The sequence below is a fragment of the Lentimicrobium saccharophilum genome (assembly GCF_001192835.1).
In the GTDB taxonomy this organism is placed as follows: domain Bacteria; phylum Bacteroidota; class Bacteroidia; order Bacteroidales; family Lentimicrobiaceae; genus Lentimicrobium; species Lentimicrobium saccharophilum.
Window position 1 is genome coordinate 625,827 of the sequence record NZ_DF968182.1, and the last position, 23,695, is coordinate 649,521.

15 protein-coding genes are annotated in these 23,695 nt (G+C 50.0%); 12 read left to right on the plus strand and 3 right to left on the minus strand.

Features of this window, described 5'->3' with window-relative positions; all coding sequences use genetic code 11:
• Nucleotide 1: 1 nt before the first annotated feature.
• On the plus strand, nucleotides 2-1,462 hold the full coding sequence (locus TBC1_RS02180) for a RagB/SusD family nutrient uptake outer membrane protein (protein WP_062037852.1): 1,461 nt from the start codon (nucleotides 2-4) through the stop codon (nucleotides 1,460-1,462).
• 161 nt (nucleotides 1,463-1,623) lie between these two features.
• A complete protein-coding gene (locus tag TBC1_RS02185; RefSeq protein WP_062037855.1) occupies nucleotides 1,624-3,087 on the plus strand; it encodes a glycoside hydrolase family 30 protein in 1,464 nt (487 codons plus the stop codon).
• A 68-nt stretch (nucleotides 3,088-3,155) separates the two neighbouring features.
• On the opposite strand, the gene TBC1_RS02190 is transcribed toward TBC1_RS02185, so the two are convergent.
• Nucleotides 3,156-4,130: a deoxyhypusine synthase family protein gene (locus tag TBC1_RS02190; protein WP_062037858.1), complete on the minus strand. Its 975-nt coding sequence runs from the start codon at nucleotides 4,128-4,130 to the stop codon at nucleotides 3,156-3,158.
• A gap of 400 nt (nucleotides 4,131-4,530) precedes the next feature.
• Nucleotides 4,531-5,373, minus strand: coding sequence for a KPN_02809 family neutral zinc metallopeptidase (ypfJ, locus tag TBC1_RS02195; protein WP_062037861.1), 843 nt, complete (start codon nucleotides 5,371-5,373; stop codon nucleotides 4,531-4,533).
• A 285-nt stretch (nucleotides 5,374-5,658) separates the two neighbouring features.
• On the opposite strand from ypfJ, the gene priA reads away from it, so the two are divergent.
• From priA to TBC1_RS02235, 8 genes are all read left to right on the plus strand, one after another.
• Nucleotides 5,659-8,187: a replication restart helicase PriA gene (gene priA / locus TBC1_RS02200; RefSeq protein ID WP_137305377.1), complete on the plus strand. Its 2,529-nt coding sequence runs from the start codon at nucleotides 5,659-5,661 to the stop codon at nucleotides 8,185-8,187.
• A 677-nt stretch (nucleotides 8,188-8,864) separates the two neighbouring features.
• Entirely contained in the window at nucleotides 8,865-9,977 is a 1,113-nt protein-coding gene (locus TBC1_RS02205; RefSeq protein ID WP_062037867.1) for a PSP1 domain-containing protein, read from the plus strand.
• A 107-nt stretch (nucleotides 9,978-10,084) separates the two neighbouring features.
• On the plus strand, nucleotides 10,085-10,567 hold the full coding sequence (locus TBC1_RS02210) for a gliding motility lipoprotein GldH (protein ID WP_062037870.1): 483 nt from the start codon (nucleotides 10,085-10,087) through the stop codon (nucleotides 10,565-10,567).
• A 67-nt stretch (nucleotides 10,568-10,634) separates the two neighbouring features.
• The gene (locus tag TBC1_RS02215; RefSeq protein ID WP_082189448.1) at nucleotides 10,635-12,989 is read left to right on the plus strand and encodes a penicillin-binding protein 1A; all 2,355 of its coding nucleotides are present in this window, start codon (nucleotides 10,635-10,637) and stop codon (nucleotides 12,987-12,989) included.
• Between the two features lies 1 nt (nucleotide 12,990).
• On the plus strand, nucleotides 12,991-14,613 hold the full coding sequence (locus TBC1_RS02220) for a hypothetical protein (RefSeq protein ID WP_062037873.1): 1,623 nt from the start codon (nucleotides 12,991-12,993) through the stop codon (nucleotides 14,611-14,613).
• 147 nt (nucleotides 14,614-14,760) lie between these two features.
• Nucleotides 14,761-16,179 carry an MBOAT family O-acyltransferase gene (locus tag TBC1_RS02225; protein ID WP_062037876.1) on the plus strand — a complete coding sequence of 473 codons (1,419 nt, stop codon included), beginning with the start codon at nucleotides 14,761-14,763 and terminating at the stop codon, nucleotides 16,177-16,179.
• Between the two features lies 1 nt (nucleotide 16,180).
• Complete coding sequence (locus tag TBC1_RS02230) at nucleotides 16,181-17,524, plus strand: alginate O-acetyltransferase AlgX-related protein (RefSeq protein WP_062037879.1); 1,344 nt, start codon at nucleotides 16,181-16,183, stop codon at nucleotides 17,522-17,524.
• Nucleotides 17,525-17,594: 70 nt separating this feature from the next.
• On the plus strand, nucleotides 17,595-18,665 hold the full coding sequence (locus tag TBC1_RS02235; RefSeq protein ID WP_062037882.1) for an alanine racemase: 1,071 nt from the start codon (nucleotides 17,595-17,597) through the stop codon (nucleotides 18,663-18,665).
• Here the strand turns inward: TBC1_RS02235 and TBC1_RS02240 are convergent.
• On the minus strand, nucleotides 18,659-20,560 hold the full coding sequence (locus TBC1_RS02240; RefSeq protein ID WP_062037885.1) for an amidophosphoribosyltransferase: 1,902 nt from the start codon (nucleotides 20,558-20,560) through the stop codon (nucleotides 18,659-18,661). The genes TBC1_RS02235 and TBC1_RS02240 overlap by 7 nt on opposite strands.
• 1,341 nt (nucleotides 20,561-21,901) lie before the next feature.
• Between TBC1_RS02240 and TBC1_RS02245 the strand changes: the two genes are divergently transcribed.
• The gene (locus tag TBC1_RS02245) at nucleotides 21,902-22,372 is read left to right on the plus strand and encodes a GNAT family N-acetyltransferase (RefSeq protein WP_062037888.1); all 471 of its coding nucleotides are present in this window, start codon (nucleotides 21,902-21,904) and stop codon (nucleotides 22,370-22,372) included.
• 86 nt (nucleotides 22,373-22,458) lie between these two features.
• Nucleotides 22,459-23,550, plus strand: a complete 1,092-nt coding sequence (locus TBC1_RS02250; protein WP_062037891.1) for a DUF4476 domain-containing protein — start codon at nucleotides 22,459-22,461, stop codon at nucleotides 23,548-23,550.
• Nucleotides 23,551-23,695: the final 145 nt, after the last annotated feature.

Sequence of the window (23,695 nt, forward strand, 5' to 3'; positions counted from 1 at the left end):
TATGAAAAACATATTTAAATACAGCCTGTTTCTGTCGTTTGCCCTGGCTCTGGCATCCTGCGAAAAGTTTCTGGATATTGAACCCACAGGCAATTCCATTTTTATTGAAGAGCGGGGCGACACCATCTTCAGGACCGCCAATGAGGCGGAAGCTGCGCTTAGTGCTGTTTACGGCGATTTTCAGAATGAATACTGGCAGCTCGACTGGCTGGTCAACGGCGATGCGCAATCGGACGACGCTTATGCCGGAGCTGATAACCCTTCCAATTTCCAGATTGATGATTACCGGATTGTGGCCACCAATTCCAATGTAAGCCGCGACTGGGCTTATTTGTATCAAACCATCGGGAAGGCCAATCTGCTCATCAACAATGTTGAAGTAACGCCCGATGCCTCTTTCAGCGAACAGCGCAAAAAGGAAATAAAGGGTGAAGCATCTTTTGTCAGGGCGGTGATGTACTTTGAAGCCGTTCAGCTCTGGGGCGATGTTCCGCTGCAATTGAAAGAGGTTACCAGTGTGAGTGCCGCGGAGCTGGATGAAATTTATCCCCAGCTTTATCCCGAGCGCAAACCCATGGCCGAAGTATATGAGCAGATTATTGCTGACCTGGAATATGCCCTGGCCAATGTTAAAACAACCCAGCCCCACAAGGGCTTTGCGACCAAAGGTGCGGCCAATGCCTACCTGGCGAAAGTCTACGCCACCATTGAACCGAAAGATTACAACAAAGTAGTGGAATATTGCGATGCGGTGATTGCCGGGGGCTATTCGCTGCTGCCCGAATTCGACATGCTCTGGAATAATGAGAATGAGAACTCCCCGGAATCCATCTTTGAGGTGAATTATGCAGGTACCGCCAGCGATGCCAACTGGGGTTCCAGCATGTTCAGGGGCACCGACTGGAAGAAGTTCAATATTCCATCCAATGATCTGGTGAAGGCTTTTGACGATGAGAATGATATGATCCGCAAAAATGCTTCAATATCATTTGAAGATGTAACCGGTAAGTGGTCGGATGCCAACTGGCCGGCCAATAGTTATCCGTTTATGAACAAATACCGGATCATCACCTGGCCGAGTCCTCAGAATTATATCCTGGTAAGACTGGCGGATATTATACTGCTAAAGGCTGAAGCGCTGAATGAACTGGGCGATGTGAACGGCGCTGCCCAACTGGTAAATCAGATCCGTGGCCGTGCAGACCTGCCGGATACCCAGGCTTCGACTCAAGAGGCGATGCGGTTGGCTATAGAGAAGGAACGCCGCCTGGAGCTGGCTTTTGAAGGCAAGCGCTGGTTTGACCTGAAACGCACCGGAAGGGCCATAGAGGTGATCAACAACGCCATCGGACCCGACGGGAATAAGTTCGGATACAACCTGACGCAAAACGGCCTGTTGTGGCCCATCCCGCAATCGGAACTGGATAAGAATGAACTGCTGACCCAGAACCCGGGTTACTGATCTGAGATCCGGATTTTTGCCGGATCATCCAGGCTCAAATAACAACCACGCCGGGGCGCGTCTTTTACCGGATGCGCCCCTGTTTACGGTTGCCCGGTGGTTGCCGGGAACGCATGATTTCCTGTGAATTGTCGTTTAACTGTTGTTTAAAGATTACTGAGATGAAATCTGAAAGAAGCAAACTGCCGGTAATACTGATTTTAGTTATCCTGCTTTCGACGGGAGTGACCGCCTGCACCAAGAAGGATAAACCCAAACCTGAAGAACCCGGGCCGGGAAACAGCGTAAAATCATGGGTAACCACCGGCGACCGTGCGCAATTGCTGGCAGCAGGCAGGGAGATTTCCTTTATCAGCAGCGTCCCTGCCGGGCAGGCTGTGCTCAGGATCGACACCGCCATTACCTATCAGGAAGTGGAAGGCTACGGCGCCGCACTCACGGGTTCTTCGGCCTGGCTGATCAACCGCAAGTTAACGCCACAGACAAGACAGGCACTGTTGAATGAACTGTTTGACCCTGAAGCCGGGATTGGTATTTCTTACCTCCGGCTGACTATGGGCGCTTCCGATTTTTCGCTTTCCGACTTTACCTACAATGATTTGCCGGCCGGTCAGACGGATTTCGGATTGAATAATTTTTCGCTTTCCCAGGACAGGGATGATGTGATTCCGGTGATGAAAGAGATCCTTCAAATATCTCCGGATCTCAGCATACTGGGATCTCCCTGGAGTCCGCCGGCATGGATGAAAACCAACGGCAAGCTGGCGGGCGGAAAGCTGAAGACAGATTGTTACCCTGTATATGCCGAATATTTTGTCAGGTATATCCGGGCGATGGCGGAAGAAGGCATTACAATTGACGCGGTGACGATACAGAATGAGCCCCTGCATTTTACGGCCAATTATCCGTGTATGCAGATGCAGGCGGGAGAGCAGCTTCAGTTTATTAAAAACAACCTGGGACCGGTGTTTGCCGCTGAGGGTATATCCACAAGAATCATCACTTACGACCATAACTGGGACCGGCCCGATTATCCCATTACCATTCTGGATGATCCTGACGCCAGGCAATATGTGGCAGGTTCGGCCTTTCACGCTTATGCCGGGGATGTGTCGGCCATGGGAACGGTACATCAGGCCCATCCCGACAAGGCGCTGTATTTTACAGAAATTTCCGGTGGTGCCTGGGCTACCGATTTTGCCGGCAACCTGATGTGGAATATGCGAAACATCTTTATCGGAACCGCCCGTAACTGGTCGAAGAACGCGCTGCTCTGGAACCTGGCCCTGGATGAAAATTACGGGCCGCAGAACAACGGGTGCAACAACTGCCGGGGTGTGATTACCATCAATTCGGTAACGGGAGAAATCACCCGGAATGAGGAGTATTATGCCATCGCCCATTTTTCGAAATTCGTTCGTCCCGGAGCGCGCAGAATCAGCGGGAATCTGCCGCAATCGGCGGGTGATGCCGGGGTGGTAGCGTTTCAGAACGCCGATGGCTCGAAGGTGCTGATTGCCGCAAATTACAGCGGCGATGCCGTGGGGTTTGCCGTAGAACAGGGGCCGCAGATCTTCACCGTGAACCTGCCGGCAACTTCGGTTACCAGTTTTGTGTGGAAATAATTAACCCCGGAAGTTCATCCCGGGGTTAATCCATTAATTATCAGTTAAATTGGCTGAAACGTCGAAAATTACCAACGCAGCAGCCATGCGAAGATCAGGGGAGCGACGATGGTTGCATCGCTCTCGATGATGAATTTCGGAGTGTCGATATCGAGTTTGCCCCAGGTGATTTTTTCGTTGGGAACTGCGCCTGAATAGGATCCGTAAGAGGTGGTTGAGTCGCTGATCTGGCAGAAGTATGACCAGAAAGGAACGTCGTGCCACTCAAGGTCCTGATACATCATGGGTACCACGCAGATGGGGAAATCGCCGGCGATGCCTCCGCCTATCTGGAAGAATCCTACTCCTTTTCCCGAGGAATTCTTACGGTACCATTCCGAGAGGTACATCATGTATTCGATGCCCGACTTCATGGTGGAGGGATTCAGTTCGCCTTTGATACAATATGAAGCGAAGATATTTCCCATGGTGCTGTCTTCCCAGCCCGGAACGATGATCGGCAGGTTTTTTTCGGCGGCGGCCAGCATCCAGGAATGTTTGGGATCTATTTCATAGTCCTTTTCCATCACTTTGCTGAGCAGCAGTTTGTACATATATTCATGCGGGAACCAGCGCTCGCCGTTTGCCTGGGCATCCTTCCAGATTTTCTCGATGTGATGCTGAATTCTGCGGAAAGCCTCTTCCTCGGGGATGCAGGTATCGGTAACCCGGTTCATGCCCTGTTCCAGCAGTTCAAATTCCTGCTGCGGGGTGAGGTCGCGGTAGTGCGGCACCCGTTTGTAATGGCTGTGGGCAACCAGGTTCATAATGTCTTCTTCAAGATTGGCACCGGTACAACTGATGATTTGTACCTTGTCCTGACGGATCATTTCGGCAAGGGAGATGCCCAGCTCGGCGGTGCTCATGGCTCCGGCCAGGGTAATCATCATTTTTCCGCCTTCGGCAAGGTGATTTTCGTAAGATTTTGCGGCATCCACCACGGTAGCGGCGTTAAAATGCCTGTAGTGATGCTCGATAAATTGTGAAACAGGTCCTCTGTTCATGACAATGATTTTTTTTGCAAAGATAGGAAATGAAGTGAGAAGTGAGTCAAATCGGAGACAGGGGAGAAAAGGGCACGGAAGGGACGACCGTGCCAGCCTGGTAGAGAGTGAAGGGGAGAGGGAGGGAAGTAAGAAGTAAGAAGTATGAAGTAAGAAGTAGGTAGCAGGTAGTAAAAAGTAGGTGGAAAGTTGCAGGATTCACATGCAGGATGAAAAAATGAGAGGTTAAATGGAGGTTAGTAATTTATCACGGTTGCCGTTCAGCCGATGAGGGCTGGGTAAGTTGCTTCTAACGGACATGAGCACTTGAACATCTTAACACCTTAATACCTGAACACGCTGGACGGGACGTTCCTGCCAGCCCGGTATTTGAAATTATGAAACGTAAAGTGTGATACTGCTAAACAGCTCCCCTCCTGAAGGTATCGCCCTGAGCCAGGTCGCCGGTTTCCCAGCCTTTACGGAACCATGACATCCTTTGTTCGGAGGTGCCGTGTGTAAAATCGTCGGGGACAATACGGCCCTGGGATTTCAGCTGGATATTGTCGTCGCCGACGGCAGCCGCGGCGCGTAACGCTTCTTCGATGTCACCGGTCTCGAGGATATCCATCATGCGGTCGGCATGGTGGGCCCACAATCCGGCCAGGAAGTCGGCCTGCAGTTCGAGTTTAACGGTTAGTGCATTGGCTTCCGTCTGGCTGAGCCGGGCTCGTTGTGCCTGCACTTCTTCGAGAATTCCCAGCAGTTTCTGAACATGATGGCCTACTTCATGCGCAATCACATAGGCAACAGCAAAATCGCCCTGAGCGCCGAAACGGGTCTTCAATACATCACAGAAACTCAGGTCGATGTATATTTTTTCGTCGCCCGAACAATAGAAGGGTCCGCTGGCAGCACTGGCATACCCACATGCCGATTGCACCTGATCCCTGAAAAGTACCAGTTTCGGCTCCCGGTAAGTTTGTCCAGATTGTTCAAAAATCATTTTCCAGACTTCCTCGGTATCGGCAAGTACCACCGATACAAATTGCGCCATCTGGTCTTCTTCGGCGGACGTCTCCACTGTTTGTTCAGTTTGCCCTGATTCCAGGCCTCCCAGCATCTGGCCGGGGTCACCGCCCATGAGCCAGACAATCAGCACAATAACAATGGTGCCTAATCCTCCGCCAAGGGCCATCTTGCCGCCCGACATGCCACGGCGGTCTTCAACATTTGAACTTCCACGTCTTCCGGTCCAGCGCATATTTCAGATTTGTTTTTGATGAATAAAAACCTTTCGCACCAATATCAGCAGGTATGATGCAGTATGGTTATGGTACAATAAAGTAAATTAAATCAGGACTTCAGGCTAACGGATGCCGGTATGTTCCTCAATGCTAAGTTAATCATTTTTCAGTTTTCATCTCGGGCAGGTACAATAAAATGACGAATTTCAGAAGACCGGACAGGTGGTTGTCCGTAAACATGCTGCGCGGACCGGGCCGGGTGTTAAGAAATATTCCAAAACAATTTCAGGGGGTTTGTATCTTTGATCGTTGAAAAGAATACCACTTTGACGGATCAGGAAACCATCACTTTATTTGCGGAAGTTCTGCTTCCGCTTCCTGTAAAGGGCTATTTCACTTACAGGATACCCCGGGAGCTGAACGGGATGATTGCTCCGGGCATGCGTGTGGTGGTGCAGTTCGGTCAGAAGAAGTTTTATACAGCGCTGGTCAGGCGGATACATCAACAGGTGCCTGCTGTGATGTCGGTAAAGTATGTGCTTGCAGTTGTGGATCCCTGGCCGGTAGTGAACGGGAAGCAGTTCCAGCTGTGGGAATGGATGGCTGAGTACTATTTATGTACGGTGGGCGAAGTGATGAATGCTGCCCTGCCTTCGGCGTATAAACTGGCGAGCGAAACCCGGGTGGTAATGGATCCTGAATATGTAAAGGACGGAGAGCTGCTCAGCGACCGGGAGTTTATGGTGACAGAAGCCCTTGAGTTGCAGAAGATCCTTACGCTCACCGATATCAGCCGCATTGTCGGGATGGCCAAAGTGATTCCTTTGGTGAAGACAATGATAGAGAAGGGTATAGTCAGGGTTGAAGAAGAGATCACCGAAAAGTATAAGCCCCGGACCGAAACCTGTATACGCCTTACAGAAGCCTGCCGCGATGAATCGCTGTTGCATGCCGAGATGGACAGGCTTAGCAAAAAGGCGTTCAAACAACTGCAGGCTTTGATGGCTTATATCAGCATCAGCCGCTGTTTTTCGGAAAATCCGGTTGAAGTCAGCCGGCCTGAACTGCTCAAAACCCCGGATATCAGCGCTGCCCAGCTTGACGGGCTTATTAAAAAGGGGATACTGGAAACATATTCGCGCAATGTCAGCCGTCTGATCCATGATGATGCAAGCGACAGTTCGCGGAACATCATTTTCTCTGACGCTCAGAAACAGGTACTTGATGAGCTGAAAAGCCTGCTGAACGGAACCGGAATCGCCTTGTTAAAAGGGGTTACCTCGAGCGGGAAAACGGAGGTTTATATTCATTTGATTGAAGAAACCCTTGGAAGGGGGAAACAGGTGTTATATCTTCTTCCCGAAATCGCTTTAACTACGCAGATCATCAGGCGGCTTCAGAAGTATTTCGGCAATAAGGTCGGGGTTTACCATTCAAAGTATAACGAGTTTGAACGGATTGAGATCTGGAATAAGGCCAACATACCACTCTCGGACAATCAGCAAAACCAACCCTACCAGGTATTGCTCGGCGCCCGGTCGGCCCTGTTTCTGCCCTTTACCGACCTGGGGCTGATTATAGTGGATGAAGAGCATGACAGCTCATATAAGCAAAACGATCCCGCCCCCCGGTATAATGCCAGGGATGCTGCCACAATGCTTGGATATATACATCAATGTCCTGTTTTGTTAGGCTCTGCTACTCCTTCCGTTGAAAGTTATTTTAACGCCGTGAGCGGCAAATATGGGCTCGTTAACCTGAATGAGCGTTTTGGCAGTATGCAGATGCCGGAAATCCGGATTGTCAATATCAGGGAAGAGGCCCGGATGAAACGGATGAAGTCGCATTTCTCGCCGCAGTTGCTAGACGCCATCAGGCAAGCCCTGGGGGCAGGGGAACAGGTTATCCTTTTCCAGAACCGCCGGGGTTTTTCGCTCAGGCTGGAATGCGACACCTGTCATCATATTCCGCAATGTATCAACTGTGATGTAACGCTCACCTACCACAAGCAGGTAAATGTAATGAAGTGCCATTACTGCGGGTACACCACCCGGGTTCCGGATGTATGCCCCGAGTGCCACAGTCCGGCTATTAAGATGCAGGGGTTTGGCACGGAGAAGGTGGAGGAGGAGCTTTCCATTCTGTTTCCTGATGCGGTGATCGGGAGGATGGACCTTGACACCACGCGGACCAAGAATGCCTATCAACGCATCATTGGGGATTTTGAATCGCGGAGGATTAATGTTTTGGTGGGAACCCAGATGGTTACCAAAGGACTGGATTTCGACAATGTAAGTCTGGTGGGTGTGCTTTACGCGGATGGGATGATGAGTTACCCCGACTTCCGGGCGCTGGAGCGAAGCTATCAGCTGATGGCCCAGGTGAGCGGCAGGGCAGGGCGCAAGCATAAGCGCGGGCTGGTGATGATTCAGACGAACAATCCCAAACATCCCCTGCTTCAGTGGGTGGTGGATGACAATTACGATGCCATGTTTGAACAGCAACTTTCGGACAGGCATAAATACCGGTTTCCTCCGTATTTCAGGCTGATTGAAATATCCCTGATGCACCGTGATTCCGAATTGCTGAACAAAGCGGCTGCTGTCCTGGCAGGTATGCTGAAGCCAACCTTTGGCGCACTGTTGCTGGGCCCCGAGTATCCGTTGGTTTCAAGGGTCAGAAATCTTTATATCAAGAATTTACTGCTGAAAACCGGCAAAGGCTTGCAGGGGAAACAAAGTAAAGCTGAGCTTACCCGTCAGCTGGAAATATTCAGGGCCCTGCGGGATTATAAAAGTGTCAGAATTGCCATTGATGTAGATCCGGTTTAAGAATCCGGTGAAAGGTGTATAACATCAGCCGGGTTCAGGCAAAAGCCTCCCTGACTGAATTTTCAGTTGCAGGCAAACCAGGAACCCTTGCGGGGTTATTCGTTAAATGATGCGCTGGTTTTATGATATCTCGATTGTTATCAGGACATAAAAATCAAATATTTGTAAGGGGATAAATCATCAGTAAGTGTTAAAGGTTTATCCCTCAAAATCAGACTCGCTGGGTCTTTTAAAATAAGCAGTCACATAGAACTCAACGAGGTATCACTGTGACGAATATTGAACTCTGTGACCCTCTGTGACTACTCTGTGAATCTCTGTGAAAAAAAAGTTACACAGAGCACACCGAGGCTTCACGGAGCAACACGGAGAAGAATACAACCCTCTTTGAGCCTCAGTGACTTCTCTTTGATTCACTATGCATCTCTGTGAAATTATTTCCTGGATTACACTGCTAATTATTAAGTACATCTTTAACTGCCGCACATCAAATGACGAATTAACCCCCATACGGGAGAAAATGAACATCCTGATTCCTTTAACCCTTAATTTTCTTTTCAAGCTTTTATTGTACATTTGCCTTTTACATGTTCAACCGATGACCGGTTGAAAATCAATATATTTCATCCCGTTTCAGGGGGCATCCCTGAGGGATTCAATTTCACAACACTCAAAAAATGGAAGAAACTGAAAAAATATCTCCCGAAAAAAATCATTTTGTTACCCGGGGCTGCTGCCATCAACCCAGCCTGATTCATAAGAATGACAAGATTTTTAAGCACGGTTGCGCCAAACTTGACGCTTTTGACTGGCTGGGTTATGTACCGATGCCTGAGGGCCATAAACCATTTGATTGTATTGAGGTAAGGTTTAAGAATAACCGCAAGGAATTTTTCCGTTCCTCCTGCGATCCTGATCTGCACGCCGGCGATATTGTGGCGGTGGAGGCCAATCCGGGCCACGACATCGGGATTGTTTCCCTGACCGGTGAGATTGTCAGGCTTCAGATGCGTAAACGGAACACTGATCCCGGAAGGGATGATATCCGCAAGGTATACCGCAAGGCCAGGTTAAGTGATATTGAAAAGTGGATAACCGCGGTGGAAAAGGAGGACAACACCATGTTCAGGGCCAGGGAAATTGCCGCCCGGCTTAACCTGAAAATGAAAATCAATGATGTTGAATACCAGGGGGATGATACGAAGGCGATTTTTTACTATACGGCTGATGAGCGGGTTGACTTCCGTGAACTGATCAAAATTCTCGCTGAAGAGTTCAAGGTGAGGATTGAGATGCGTCAGATCGGGGCAAGGCAGGAGGCCGCCCGTTTGGGGGGTATAGGTACCTGTGGCCGTGAACTTTGCTGCTCAACCTGGCTCAACGGATTCAACACGGTAAGTACCAATGCGGCGCGCATTCAGCAACTTTCACTTAATCCGCAGAAGCTCGCCGGACAGTGTGGCAAGCTCAAATGCTGTCTGAATTACGAGTATTCCGCTTATGCCGAAGCGTTAAAACACTTTCCTCCGGACGATACCGTGCTCAATACGAAAAAGGGAGATGCCATACCCCAAAAAACGGATGTTTTTGGCGGCGTGATCTGGTATGCCTACAAATCGGACCCGAACAATATGATGGCCATCCCCGTGGATAAGGTAAAAGAGATCATTGATCTGAACAGGAAGGGGAAGGCCATTGATAAACTCGAGGACTTTGCCCGCAAACTGGAGAAAAAAGTTGATTTTGAAAATGTTGTTGGTCAGGAGGATTTGCACAGATTTGATCAGTAATCCGGCTGACGGGAAGAGGATTTTGATGAGTGATGAAGTTTAAATTTCACGAACGGAAATCCGGGGTGAGATAATTTATCTGCCATTCGGGCGTTGAATACAACGTAATGAAAATGACATTTCTGAATAACCTGGTTAAATATCCGTTATCCTTTCTGCTGGTGATTGCCTTTGCAGGTTGTGATCCGGATAAGTTTTATGATGAGAGCCTGAGCCTTCCCGGTGACCGCTGGCCCAAGGAGGATGCGCTGAGTTTTACCGTGAATATTGAAGATACCGTCAGTCCTTACAGTTTTTATCTGAATGTGCGAAACAGTACTTCGTACAAGTACAATAACATCTATTTCTTTCTTACCACCTCCTATCCCGGGGGTGGCATGTCGCGCGATACCATTGAGTGTATGCTGGCATCCAAAAACGGTGAATGGCTGGGCAAGGGCAACGGTCGCTACCGTGACAACCGCATCTGGGTAAGGGACAACATCCGTTTTCCGCGGAAGGGAGAATATACGTTGCGGCTGAACCAGGCCATGCGGGAGGATGTGTTGGAAGGAATTTCGGAGGCGGGTGTAAGGCTGGAGAAAAAGTAAAGGATGCCGGTAGCAGGATTGGAAGGCCGGGTGAAGTTTGAGTGATCAGAACGAATGTGACAACAGAATGAGCAAAAAACCTAAAGGCAGCACAGCTGATGTTAATTCCTGGAAGAAGCGCTTCTGGAAAGCATACCTCGTTGTATTTGTTTTCATAGTCCTTTTATTTACAGCCATTTCTTCAGGACTGCTCGGATTTATGCCTTCATTTGAAGAACTGGAGAATCCCAAGAGCAACCTGGCTTCCGAAATCATCTCGGCCGACCAGGAGTTGCTGGGCAAATATTATATTGAAAACCGGTCAAATATAAATTACAAAGACCTGTCTCCCAACCTGGTAAATGCCATTATTGCCACGGAGGATGCCCGTTTTGAGAAGCATTCGGGGGTAGATGTAAAGGCGCTTTTCAGGGTAACCTTCGGGCTGCTGACCGGGAGCAATAAAGGCGGAGGAAGTACGCTCAGCCAGCAGCTGGCCAAAAATCTCTTCCCGCGGAAAGCCAACCGTAATTTCTTTGAAACGGTGTTTATCAAGTTAAAGGAGTGGGTAACAGCCATAAAGCTGGAGCGTAATTACACTAAAGAAGAGATTCTGGCCATGTACTTCAATACAGTGGATTTCGGAAGCAATTCGTTTGGCATCAAATCGGCTGCGAAGACTTTTTTTAACAAGCTGCCTTCCGAATTGACTATTGAAGAGTCGGCCATGCTTGTGGGTATGCTGAAAGCGCCAACCTTCTTTTCGCCGGTGCGTAATCCCGAAAGGGCCATCAAGCGCAGGGAGGTGGTGCTCCATCAGATGGAAAGATACGGTTACATCAGTGAACATGCATACGATTCCATCAGGGTGATTCCCCTGGATATGTCAAAATACCGGCAGCAGGATCATACTTCAGGTACAGCTACTTACTTCCGTGAGTACCTGCGCATGGCCATGTCGGCAAAGAAGCCGCACCGGAAAAACTATATAGACAAGCAGGCATATACCGAGGATTCATTGCAGTGGGTCTCCAATCCGATCTACGGATGGATAGAGAAGAATCCGAAACCCGACGGATCGAAATACAATCTTTACAAAGACGGATTAAGGATCTATACCACCATTAATTCACGGATGCAGCGTTATGCTGAGGAGGCCGTGGCGGAGCACATGGGTGGCGATATCCAGCCTGCATTTTTCAGGCACTGGAAGGGCAGGGAAGAGGCTCCTTTTGATTTTCCGAAGTCACAGGTGAAGGCGGAAGCGCACAAGCTGCTCAATGCTTCGATGAAACGATCAGAGCGTTACCGGAAAATGAAGGCTGCCGGGTTGCCCGAAGACTCCATCCGCCTGGCGTTTCACACCAAAACACCTATGAAGGTATTTACCTGGCAGGGAGAGCGCGATACCATTATGACGCCCTGGGATTCCATCCGTTACTGTAAGTTCTTTCTGCAAGCCGGCCTGTTGTCGGTGGAGCCGCAGACCGGATTTGTCAGGGCTTATGTAGGTGGCATCAATTACAGCCACTTCCAGTTCGACCATGTTAAAATGGCCAGGCGGCAGGTTGGTTCTACATTCAAGCCTTTTGTTTACACGCTGGCCATGCAGGAGGGCGATTTCTCACCCTGCACCAAAGTGGCGAACATTCAGTACAGCATCGATCTCCCTGAGGGCGGAAGGTGGGAACCCCGCAACTCCAACGATTATAAGAAAGGCGAGATGGTGACCCTGAAAGAGGCACTTGCCAATTCCATCAACTGGATTTCGGCCTTTCTGATCAAAAGGTATTCGCCCATGGCGGTGATCAAGATCGCCCGGAAAATGGGGGTTGTCAGCCCCATCGACCCCGTGCCTTCCATTTCGCTGGGGACCCCTGACCTTACTCTTTATGAGATGACAGGGGCCATGAATACTTTTGCGGCCAAAGGGGTATACATCGAACCGCTTTTCGTGACCCGCATCGAAGATAAAAACGGAAACGTGCTGGCCCGCTTTATGCCCCGGCAGGAAGAGGCCATGAGTGAAGAAACCGCCTTTTTGATGCTGGAACTGATGAAAGGGGTGGTGGAAAGCGGAACAGGCGTTCGTTTGCGGTATAAGTACGGCATTGCAAATCCCGTGGCCGGTAAAACCGGAACCACGCAAAACAACTCAGACGGATGGTTTATGGGCCTGACCCCCGACCTGGTAACCGGCGTGTGGGTGGGCGGTGAAGACCGCAGCATCCGTTTCAGGACCATCACCCTGGGGCAAGGGGCGAATATGGCACTCCCGATCTGGGCCCTTTATATGAAGCGCATTTATGCTGATCCGAAACTGAAACTGTCGCAGGGCGATTTTGAAGGGCCTTCAGGTCCACTGTCGGTGGAAATTGACTGTAAAAAATACGAAGAATTACAGAAACAGCAGAAAAGCAAATACAGTCCCGGAGACTTCTGAGATGAAGAAATTGGTTGACGGCATTGACCGGATTTCTGAATATTTCTTCGGTAAAGCAGGAAAAAACCTGCTGTCTCTTGTTACACTCTGGCTGGTTTTTATCAGTATAACGGGTATTAATCTGAAAACGCGTGAATGGGAGAACCCCATCCGCATCATTCAGGACGACGTACACCTTTACTATATTTATCTCCCTGCTGTTTTTGTACATCACGATCTGACGTTCGGTTTCTTTCAGGAAGAACCTGATTATCAGCGAAAATTCTGGCTTTCCGCTCATCCTGAAACCGGAGTCAGGATACCCAAGATGTCGATGGGGATGGCGATGGTTTATGCCCCTTTCTTTCTTTTTACCCATTACATTGTTATGCCGCTGACAGGTGCGGCGGGCGGAGTCTATACTATTCCCTACAAAGTGGCCCTGGTGATCGCGTCCCTGTTGTACCTGCTGCTGGGCTTGTGGCTGCTCAGGAAACTGCTGCTCAGCTATTTTGATGAAGCTGCGGTGGCTCTTACCCTTGTTGTGGTGGCATTTGGCACAAATATGCTTTGGTATGTAACCCATGAGCCGGCCATGTCGCATATCTTCAGCTTTGCGCTGATCCTGCTGATGGCCGTTCAGACGCAGCGGTGGCTGGCAAAACCAGGACTGAAACAATCCCTGCTGCTGGGTCTCTTGTTCGGCCTGATTGTGCTGATAAGGCCGACCAATATAATTTTTGGCATGATCATACTCTTTATGCCCGGGAAAGCTGTTTATCGCTTCCGCGAGAGGGCTCAGTTTATTCTGAGCAATTACAGGGGGCTGATCATCATGATAGCCGGATTTTTAATAGTATGGGCGCCGCAGCTGGTATTCTGGAAATTTGCCAGCGGCAGCTGGTTTTATTACACTTACGGCGAAGAGGGGTTCTTTTTTGGTAATCCGCAGGTTTTCAGCAGCCTGTTCAGCTGGCGGAAGGGATGGCTTGTTTATACGCCGCTGATGCTGCTGGCTTTTACCGGACTTCCTTTACTATACCGCAAACAGCGGGGATTATTTAACCTCACGGCAATTATGCTGGTGTTGCTTGTCTGGGTGAATGCATCATGGTGGTGCTGGTGGTTTGGCGGGAGTTTCGGTAACCGTGCCTACATTGACGGATACGGGATATTTGCCTTTGGGGTGGCTGCCGTGGCACAGGCTATGCTTACGCAGCGTTTCAGGTTACTCAGGGCTGCATTTCTGCTTATAACCGGTTTCTTTGTTTTTTTAAGTGTCTTCCAGCAATGGCAATACCGGCAGGGCATTATTCATTATGATGCCATGACCCGGGCAGCCTATTCAGATGCTTTTTTCGAAACAACCCTAAGGCCTGACCTGCAGGGATCCCTGGTAGATCCTGACTATGCTCCGGGGGTAAAAGGCGTTTATTATCCCCTGCATGAAATTTCGAAGGCCGAAAGACAAAAAAGAAATTACAGGATTCTGATCAACCGGCCGTATCTTGAAGAATATCTGAAGAACAGCGCAGGAAACGACCCGGCCCTGATGCGGCGTATCCTGGCTGCTTCGCCGCAGACGGATACTGCAGCAGCCATAGAAAAATGGGTCGATGATAAGATCACCCGAATGTGGAAGTAAGTGTACCTGAACGGCCGGCCGGCTCCGGCAACTCCCGTAAGCTTTTGTATTCTCCAAAACCTGCCGGTTGTTTGCTGTTATCTTCTTCAACTTCCTTACATTTGCTGGCTAATAAATTTCCGATAGGCACCATTTAATTCCTGAGCAATGGTTTTCAGCAGCAGCCTGTTTCTTCTTTACTTTTTGCCGGTTTTCCTGTTGTTCTATTATTTTGCCGATGTAAGATACAAGAACTATGTCGCCCTGGCAGCCAGTTTATTTTTCTATGCCTGGGGAGCGCCCACTTTTATTTTCATTGTTGTCGGATCAATCATCGCCGATTTTTACGCTGTAAAGGTGATGCACCGGTCGAAGGGCAGGAAGAAGCGTTTACTGGTGGCATTTTCCATTGTGCTGAACATCGGCATGCTGCTCTATTTCAAATATGCCAATTTCTTTGTCGAGAACTTCAACCTGATGGTGGAAGGTTTTGGCGGCAAACCGGTGGAATGGGCAAAGGTGGCACTGCCCATTGGCATTTCGTTTTTCAGTTTTCAGAAAATGACTTATGCGGTGGATGTCTATCGCAAGGTGCATGTCCCGCTGAAAAAGATCAGCGATTTTGCCCTCTACATCCTTATGTTTCCCCAGCTGATTGCCGGCCCCATTGTGCGTTTCAATGAAATTGCCGATCAGCTTGAAGACCGGCGCGCCAACGAAAATGCGGACAACCGCCTGACCGGTTTTTTCAGGTTTGCCCTGGGTTTGGGTAAGAAGGTGCTGATCGCCAATGTACTGGGCGAGTATGCCGATACCGTTTTTGCCATGGATCCTGCAGGCATGACCACCGCTACCGCCTGGATGGGGGTGCTGGCCTATGCCTTCCAGATCTATTACGATTTTGCCGGTTATTCCGATATGGCCATCGGTCTTGGCAGGATGATCGGTTTTGACTTTCTGGAGAATTTCAATAATCCTTATATTTCTCAGAATATCAGTGAGTTCTGGCGACGCTGGCATATTTCGCTGGGGCGCTGGATGCGCGATTACCTGTACATTCCCCTGGGCGGTAACAGGGTTTCGATACGGCGGTTGTATTTTAACCTCTGGCTGGTATTCCTGATTTCGGGTTTCTGGCACGGCGCGGCCTGGAACTTCGTGGTGTGGGGTGCGTTCCATGGTTTCTTCCTGATCGCCGACAGGATTTTTCTGCTGAAGTTTTTCGCGGCCATCGGGAAAGCCCCTTCCATCCTGATCACCTTTATCATTACCCTGGTGGGTTGGGTACTTTTCAGGGCCGAAACCCTGCCTTACGCCATCCATTTCCTTGGGCGTATGTTCTCTTTTGAAGGCGGCCCCGCGGTGTATATCAGCCAGAAAGTATGGATAATGCTGATTATCGGCGCTTTCTTCGGCCTTTGGGCGGCTTTCGGTAACATTGAGAAATGGCAGATGAAACTCTTTGCCAAAAAGCAGAGGATTTCCACCATGGTGTGGATGACCGCGGCCTCTGTCCTGCTGTTTATCATTAGTCTGGCAGCCATCACTTCCTCAGGTTTTAATCCCTTCATCTACTTCAGGTTCTGAAATGACAAAACTGAAACAACTTCTTTTTGGTCTGCTGATGCTGATGCTGGGGTTGCCGCTGTTGCAGCGGACGGTGCCGGTATTTGATGTAAGCCCCCTTAAAGGTTCTTTCCAGGAGCCGGTTAAGCCCGGTGCCACCCTGAAATCGGTTTTCAGTGGCAGCTATCAGGAAGATTACAACGATTATTACGAACACTCCATAGGTTTCAGACCCCTGCTTGTGCGCCTGAACAATCAGCTCGATTTCTGGCTGTTTGATACAGCCCGGGCTGCCGGGGTGGTGGTCGGCAGGGACAATTACCTGTTCGAAATCAACTATATCAGGGCCTGGAAGGGATGGGATTTTTCGGGATATACAGCCATTGAAGCGCAGGCCCGAAAAGCGGCGCTGGTTCACGAAAACCTGCAGGCAGCCGGCAAAACCCTGGTGTTTGTGCTGGCACCCGGCAAAGCGTCATTCTTTCCTGAGAAAATACCCGCCAAATATCTTGACCGTCCATCGGGGGAAGCCACCAATTATGCGGTGATCAGGGAATCTTTTGCAAAACATGCTCTTCCGGTGATTGATTTCAATAAATGGTTTGTTAAGATGAAAGATACAGCCGCTTATCCGTTGTACCCGCAGTGCGGCATCCACTGGAGTGCATACGGGGTGGCGCTGGCGGTAGATTCGCTGATCAGTTATACTGAAAGCAGGCGCGGCATTGATATGGTGGACTTCAGGTGGGATGGATTCGACCTTCCCGATACCCTGCGCAGCCCGGATTACGATGTGGCCGAAGGGATGAACCTGCTGTTTACCATTCCCCATTATCCCATGGCATACCCCAGGTTGCGGTTCGGAAACGAGGAAGGAAAGGTGAAGCCCAATGCCATTGTGGTTTCCGACAGCTATTACTGGAATATATACGGCAGCGGGATTTCCAGCCGCCTTTTTGCGGATGACAATTTCTGGTACTATAATGAGCAGGTGCACAACCCGCAATGGTCTGAGCCGCGTAAAACCAAGGATCTCGACCTGATGGATGAACTGGGCCGCGCCGATGTGATCATCATCATGGCTACGGAAGCCAATCTGTACCGTTTTCCGTACGGTTTTATCGACCAGGTTTATGATGCCCTGAACGAAGGGCGGGTACCTGCGCCCAGCCAGCCTCCTGCTGCGGGATTACCGGGAAAGGAGGAGGCCATTGCCGGAATTATGCAAACCATTGATTCCGATCCCGGCTACCGGGCTTCCATACGTGAAAAAGCTGCTGCCAGAGGCGTTTCCTATGAAGAGATGCTGCGCCTGGATGCCGGCTGGATCTGGGAACAGAAGCAAAAGTCCTCCGGAAATAAATAGGCGTCGTTGCTGAAGTTTTTATCCCCGCTGATTTCCGGCCGGGTTTTATAATTATAAAAAAGCTGAATCCATGGATATATGCAAGCCCACCCTGTGCATTGATGAGCGCATTGCCCGCGAAAACATCCGGATAATGGCGGCAAAGGCCGCCCGGCTTCGCGTGCAGTTCAGGCCGCATTTTAAAACCCATCAGTCGGTGGAAGTGGGAATGTGGTTCCGGCAGGCGGGAGTTACCGCCATTACGGTTTCGTCAGTTAGTATGGCAAGACAGTTTGCCGATGCGGGCTGGAACGACATCACCATTGCTTTTCCGTTGAATATCAGGGAAACAGAGGAGGTCAGCGCACTGGCTGCAAGGATAAAGCTGAATGTGCTTTTTGACAGTCCGGAGCAGGCGGCAGCCCTGGCAAAAGTGCTGAAGCAGGCTGCCGGTTTTTTTATAAAGGTGGATACCGGCTACCACCGTGCCGGTGTGTTGCCCGGTGACCGTGAAACCATGGAGGCCATTCTGTCGGTGGCGGCGGCCGGCCCATTGGATTTCAGGGGATTTCTGACTCATGCCGGACAAACCTATATGGCCGAAAGTCCTGAGGCGGTGCTGCAGGTCTCCCGTGAAAGCCGCGCCCGGCTGGAAGGACTGAAAGAGGTCTACAGCGGGCGTTTTCCCGGACTGATTACCTCGACAGGCGACACCCCCTCCTGCAGTATCGACGATGACTTCAGCGGTGCGGATGAGATCCGGCCGGGTAATTTTGTGTATTACGATCTGATGCAGCTCAGGCTGGGCAGTTGCCGGTTCGGTCAGATTGCTGCTGCGGTGATATGTCCGGTAGTGTCGGTTTACCCATCACGAAATCAGGCGCTTATCTATGGTGGCGCGGTGCATTTATCGAAAGAATATCAGATGCATCCTGATGGCAGTAAAATTTATGGCCTGGCTGTACCCTTTACCGGGGGTAGATGGAGGCTTCCGGAAGGAGAAGATTATATGGTTTCTCTCTCTCAGGAACATGGCATGATGCGCGCGGGCAGCCGGTGGGCAGCCTCGCTCAGTCCGGGCGACCTGGTAGCGGTTATACCGGTGCATTCCTGCCTGGCGGCAGACCTGCTGAAAGAAACTGTTACTTTCCTTGCTCAGTAAGCCCTTTCGTTGCGCCCTTCTATGTAGTTGATAAACGAGCGGTTCACCACCTTATTGCCGCCCGGGGTGGGGTAGTTGCCGGTGAAATACCAGTCGCCGGTGTGGTTGGGAATGGCTTCGTGCAGGTCTTCAATGGTCTGGTAAACCACCTGTACCTCGGCCCTGCAGTCAGCAGGGGTAACCAGTTGGGATATCTTGGCTGATATCTGCTCAGCGGTGAAAGGTTTGTAGATTTCTTTAACATGGTTCACCACCTCTTCCTTAGGCAGTTTTTCCTGTGCCTTGCATTTCAGGTAAACCTCATTGATGATGCCGGCCATTTTGTGTTCTTTCAGCAATTCAATGGTGGCAATAAAGGCAATGAAATCTCCCAACTTTGTCATATCAATGCCATAGCAGTCAGGGTAACGGATCTGAGGGGCAGAAGATGCAATCACGATTTTCTTCGGGCCGAGGCGGTCAAGTATGCGGATAATGCTCTTTTTTAGGGTTGTACCTCTTACAATGGAGTCGTCAAGAACCACCAGGTTATCGGTTCCGGCATTAACGATGCCATAGGTGACGTCATATACATGGGCAACAAGATCGTCGCGGGCATTATCCTGGGTGATAAAAGTACGGAGCTTAATGTCTTTCACGGCCACTTTTTCTACCCTGGGTCTCAGGCTGAATATCTCGTCCATCTTTGCAGGGGTAAGTCCGGGTCCCTCTTTGAGGATAAGGTCTTTTTTTATGGTGTCGCAAAAGATGCCCAACTCCTCAACCATTCCATAATATGCTACGGCGGCCGTATTCGGGATATATGAAAAGACGGTATTTTTCAGGTCATGGTTTACAGCCCTCAGGATGGCAGGGGTGAGCACTTTACCAAGTCTCTTGCGTTCCTGGTAAATATCCACATCCGTACCCCGGCTGAAATAAATTCTTTCAAAGGAGCAGGCCAGCTTTTTTTCAGGTTCAAGTATGGAGGTCAGCGAAACCTTCCCGTCTTTTTCCACAATCAGCGCCTGTCCGGGGAGCAGCTCCTTCACCTGGCTGTGGTGCACATTCAGGGCGGTTTGTATCACCGGCCTTTCCGATGCCGCCACCACCACATCCTCATCCTGATAATAAAATGCAGGCCGGATTCCCGATGGATCGCGCAGCACAAAAGCGTCGCCGTGTCCGAAAAGCCCGGCAATGGCATAGCCTCCGTCCCAGTTACAGGCCGACCTCTTCAATATTTCAGCAACGTCGAGGGCCCTGGCGATCTTGGAGGTAATTTCCTTTTTGCTGTAACCTTCAGCTTTGTATCTGGCATAAAGCCTTTCATTTTCTTCATCCAGAAAATGACCGATTTTCTCGAGAATGGTAATGGTGTCGGAGGTTTCCACCGGGTATTGTCCCAGATCAAGCAGGCGGTTGAAAAGCTCGTCGACGTTGGTCATGTTAAAGTTCCCGGCCAGTACCAGGTTGCGTGTCATCCAGTTGTTGGCCCTTATTACCGGGTGAAGGTTTTGTATATTGTTTTTCCCGAAGGTGCCGTAACGCAGGTGACCCAGGAAAAGCTCTCCCGAAAAGCCGGTGTTGTATTTAAGCCATTGCAGGTCGCGCAGCCTTTCGGGATGATCGTTCACCGAATCGCGGATCTCTTCATAAGCCCATTTAAATACGTCGGCAATCGGGGTGTTTGAGTTTGAACGGTGACGATTGATATACTTGGAGCCCGGTTTGGGATCGAACTTGATACAGGCGATACCGGCTCCGTCCTGCCCCCGGTTGTGCTGCTTTTCCATCAGCAGATGCAGCTTATTGAGGCCCCAGGTGGAGGTTCCGTAACGGTTAAGGTAATACTCCAGGGGTTTCAGCAGCCTTACCATGGCAATGCCGCATTCGTGCTTGATTTGCTCGCTCATTGAATGAGGGTTTAATCTGTCATTGTTCAGGAAAGAACTCCCGGTTCATTTCTGAAAAGAAAGTGCAAAAATAGATAAAAATGATGCCTGAAGAGAACAAATCGCATTGCGGGATTAATTTCTGCTGACATTCAAGGAAGTGAATCAGGGATGAAGGGGAGAGAGAGAATGTGGGAATGTGGAAATGTGGAAATGTGGAAATGTGGAAATGAGAGGATTAGAGGATGAGAGAATTGAGGAAGTTAGGGAGGGTGTGGCAGGGACAGGACGTCCGCGCCATCAGGGGAGAAAGCTGGAAAGAATCGGGACATCCGCGCCAACCTGTACAAGGATCCTCCTAACAGGTTTTCTTCTAACCTGTTAGGTGTAATAGAGACGCTTAGACCTCGATATGTCAAACTCTTTGCACGGATGGGACGTTTGCGCAAGCCGGGGTCCCGATCGTTATAGGGATTGAATTTACCTTCGGTGAACTCCGCTTCGCTCCGGTTCGGATTTGTTTCGACGTAGTCACAGACTACGCCGAACAAGGGAGAGAATGTGATAATGTGGGAATGTGGAAATGAGTGGATGAGAGCATGAGAGAATTGAGGAAGTTAGGGAGGGTGTGGCAGGGACAGGACGTCCGCGCCATCAGGGGAGAAAGCTGGAAAGAATCGGGACATCCGCGCCAACCGGTACCAGGATCCTCCTAACAGGTTTTCTTCTAACCTGTTAGGTGTAATAGAGACGCTTAGACCTCGATATGTCAAACTCTTTGCACGGACGGGACGTTTGCGCCAGCCGGGGTCCCGATCGTTATAGGGATTGAATTTACCTTCGGTGAACTCCGCTTCGCTCCGGTTCGGATTTGTTTCGACGTAGTCACAGACTACGCCGAACAAGGGAGAGAATGTGAGAATGTGAGAATGTGGAAATGAGTGGATGAGAGCATGAGAGAATTGAGGAAGTTAGGGAGGGTGTGGCAGGGACAGGACGTCCGCGCCATCAGGGGAGAAAGCTGGAAAGAATCGGGACATCCGCGCCAACCTGTACCAGGATCCTCCTAACAGGTTTTCTTCTAACCTGTTAGGTGTAATAGAGACGCTTAGACCTCGATATGTCAAACTCTTTGCACGGACGGGACGTTTGCGCAAGCCGGGGTCCCGATCGTTATAGGGATTGAATTTACCTTCGGTGAACTCCGCTTCGCTCCGGTTCGGATTTGTTTCGACGTAGTCACAGACTACGCCGAACAAGGTAAGTGAGGTCATGTTTTTTTCATAGATTCTTATGGAGCAGAAAAAAATCTGTTATTTTTCATCGCTATCCATTTACTTTGCATAATATATCCCTGCTGTAATGACAACCTTGCCATCCGTCAACATCCGCCCCGCCACCGAGGCTGATATTCAGTTTATCATTGACAGTCAGCTCAGTATGGCGTTCGAAACCGAACAGCTCAGGCTGGAACCGCATATTGTTGAAAAGGGCGTAGAGGCGGTTTTTAACGATTCCGGCCGCGGTTTTTATCTTCTGGCTGAAACCGGAGGCATTCGTGCCGGCTGCCTGATGGTAACCCCGGAGTGGAGCGACTGGCGCAATGCATGGGTATGGTGGCTGCAATCGGTATATGTTTTGCCCGGAAACCGCAAATCCGGCATTTTCGGCATGATGTATGATTATGTGAAAAAAATGGTGATGCAACGCAAAGAGGTCTCCGGTATCAGGCTTTATGTGGACCGGACCAACCTGAGGGCACAACAGGTATATACCCGTGTGGGCATGAATGGAGAGCATTACAGCACGTTTGAGTGGATGAAGGAGAAGTAATTGAAGCGGGACTAAATGGGACGGGGAGCGCATTTTTTTTAAGTTTGGTTGAATCCGAAGGAGAACACACATAATCAGATAAATATATGAAAGCAAGCATCTTTACCCTTATTCTTATTATCCCGGCCATGCTGGTGCTGGGCCAGCGCCCGCAGCCACATCGTTGCGATGTACCGCTTCCCGATCATATCTTCAGGCAGAAACAGCGTTCCGTTTCGCTACAGCCAACCGAAGAACTGAAACTGAAAGTGGCTGTGGCAGTCGCAACCGGGAATTGTCTGTCTGTGGAGCAGGTACGCTCGATCGCCGAACTGTTTATCGATGACTTCAGCCGCCTCAATTTTGCACAGGCCGCCTGGCACAACACGGTTGACCGGGAAAACTTCTATTATGTATATGATGCTTTTGCTTATTTCTCCACGGTTTTCATGCTGCACGACTATGTAAAGTCGGTCGAAAGCCGTCCTGTCGATTACCTGCCTCCTTATGAACCGCCTCTGAGCCTGAATTTTCCGGCATTGGAATACCCGGTGTATGAGAATTACCGCGGGCCTTCCAATTGCAACTACCCTATACGTGAGGATGATTTTCTCAGGCTGGCCGCACAGGTGCAGTCCAACACCTCGGAGAGTAACCGGGCGCTGCTGCTGTCGCAGATTGCTCAGAACAACTGCCTGAGCGTATCCCAGGCCATGAAACTTTCTTCTCTCCTTCAATCGGAGGGCAACCGTCTGGTATTTTTCCGCAATGCAATCAGTACCATTTTCGATCCGGGAAACCTGCAGTATGGCGCCCAGCTCTTTGCCCATATTCCCAACAAAGCTGCTTACAATGAGCTGATCAATCAACCGTTACCCGCTGATATTCCGGTAGAACAGCCTCCCTGCTTTGTGCCGGACGAGGAGTTTAACCAGATCATGGCATCCATCCGGAAGGAGAGCTTCAACAGCACCAAAGTCACCCTGGCCAAGCAGATACTGCGCAGCAAACAGTGCTTCACTACGGTGCAGATCAAAGAGATGCTGAAACTCTTCAGTTTTGACGATTCAAGGCTTGAGATGGCCAAATTTGCCTGGGAATTTACCACCGACCGTGATAATTATTATCAGGTTGCCGATGTGTTTACCTTCAGCAGCAGTAAGGAGGAGCTGATGAAGTTCCTGGATGGCCGGGAGTAAGCTGGTTCGGATTTACCTTCGGTGAACTCCGCTTCGCTCCGGTTCGGATTTGTTTCGATGTAGTCACAGACTACGCTGAAATGGAGTATCTGGTGTATGGGACTTAAAATCCCTCACGGATACTTTTAATTCATGTTTCCAAGCC

Bases quoted from the DNA above. Each gene is read 5' to 3' on its own strand.
- TBC1_RS02245 (WP_062037888.1), top strand. From the start codon at position 21,902: ATGACAACCTTGCCATCCGTCAACATCCGCCCCGCCACCGAGGCTGAT.
- TBC1_RS02225 (WP_062037876.1), top strand. From the start codon at position 14,761: ATGGTTTTCAGCAGCAGCCTGTTTCTTCTTTACTTTTTGCCGGTTTTC.
- TBC1_RS02180 (WP_062037852.1), top strand. From the start codon at position 2: ATGAAAAACATATTTAAATACAGCCTGTTTCTGTCGTTTGCCCTGGCT.
- TBC1_RS02185 (WP_062037855.1), top strand. From the start codon at position 1,624: ATGAAATCTGAAAGAAGCAAACTGCCGGTAATACTGATTTTAGTTATC.
- TBC1_RS02220 (WP_062037873.1), top strand. From the start codon at position 12,991: ATGAAGAAATTGGTTGACGGCATTGACCGGATTTCTGAATATTTCTTC.
- TBC1_RS02250 (WP_062037891.1), top strand. From the start codon at position 22,459: ATGAAAGCAAGCATCTTTACCCTTATTCTTATTATCCCGGCCATGCTG.
- TBC1_RS02215 (WP_082189448.1), top strand. From the start codon at position 10,635: ATGAGCAAAAAACCTAAAGGCAGCACAGCTGATGTTAATTCCTGGAAG.
- TBC1_RS02240 (WP_062037885.1), bottom strand. From the start codon at position 20,560: ATGAGCGAGCAAATCAAGCACGAATGCGGCATTGCCATGGTAAGGCTG.
- ypfJ (WP_062037861.1), bottom strand. From the start codon at position 5,373: ATGCGCTGGACCGGAAGACGTGGAAGTTCAAATGTTGAAGACCGCCGT.
- TBC1_RS02210 (WP_062037870.1), top strand. From the start codon at position 10,085: ATGAAAATGACATTTCTGAATAACCTGGTTAAATATCCGTTATCCTTT.
- TBC1_RS02235 (WP_062037882.1), top strand. From the start codon at position 17,595: ATGGATATATGCAAGCCCACCCTGTGCATTGATGAGCGCATTGCCCGC.
- TBC1_RS02230 (WP_062037879.1), top strand. From the start codon at position 16,181: ATGACAAAACTGAAACAACTTCTTTTTGGTCTGCTGATGCTGATGCTG.
- TBC1_RS02190 (WP_062037858.1), bottom strand. From the start codon at position 4,130: ATGAACAGAGGACCTGTTTCACAATTTATCGAGCATCACTACAGGCAT.
- TBC1_RS02205 (WP_062037867.1), top strand. From the start codon at position 8,865: ATGGAAGAAACTGAAAAAATATCTCCCGAAAAAAATCATTTTGTTACC.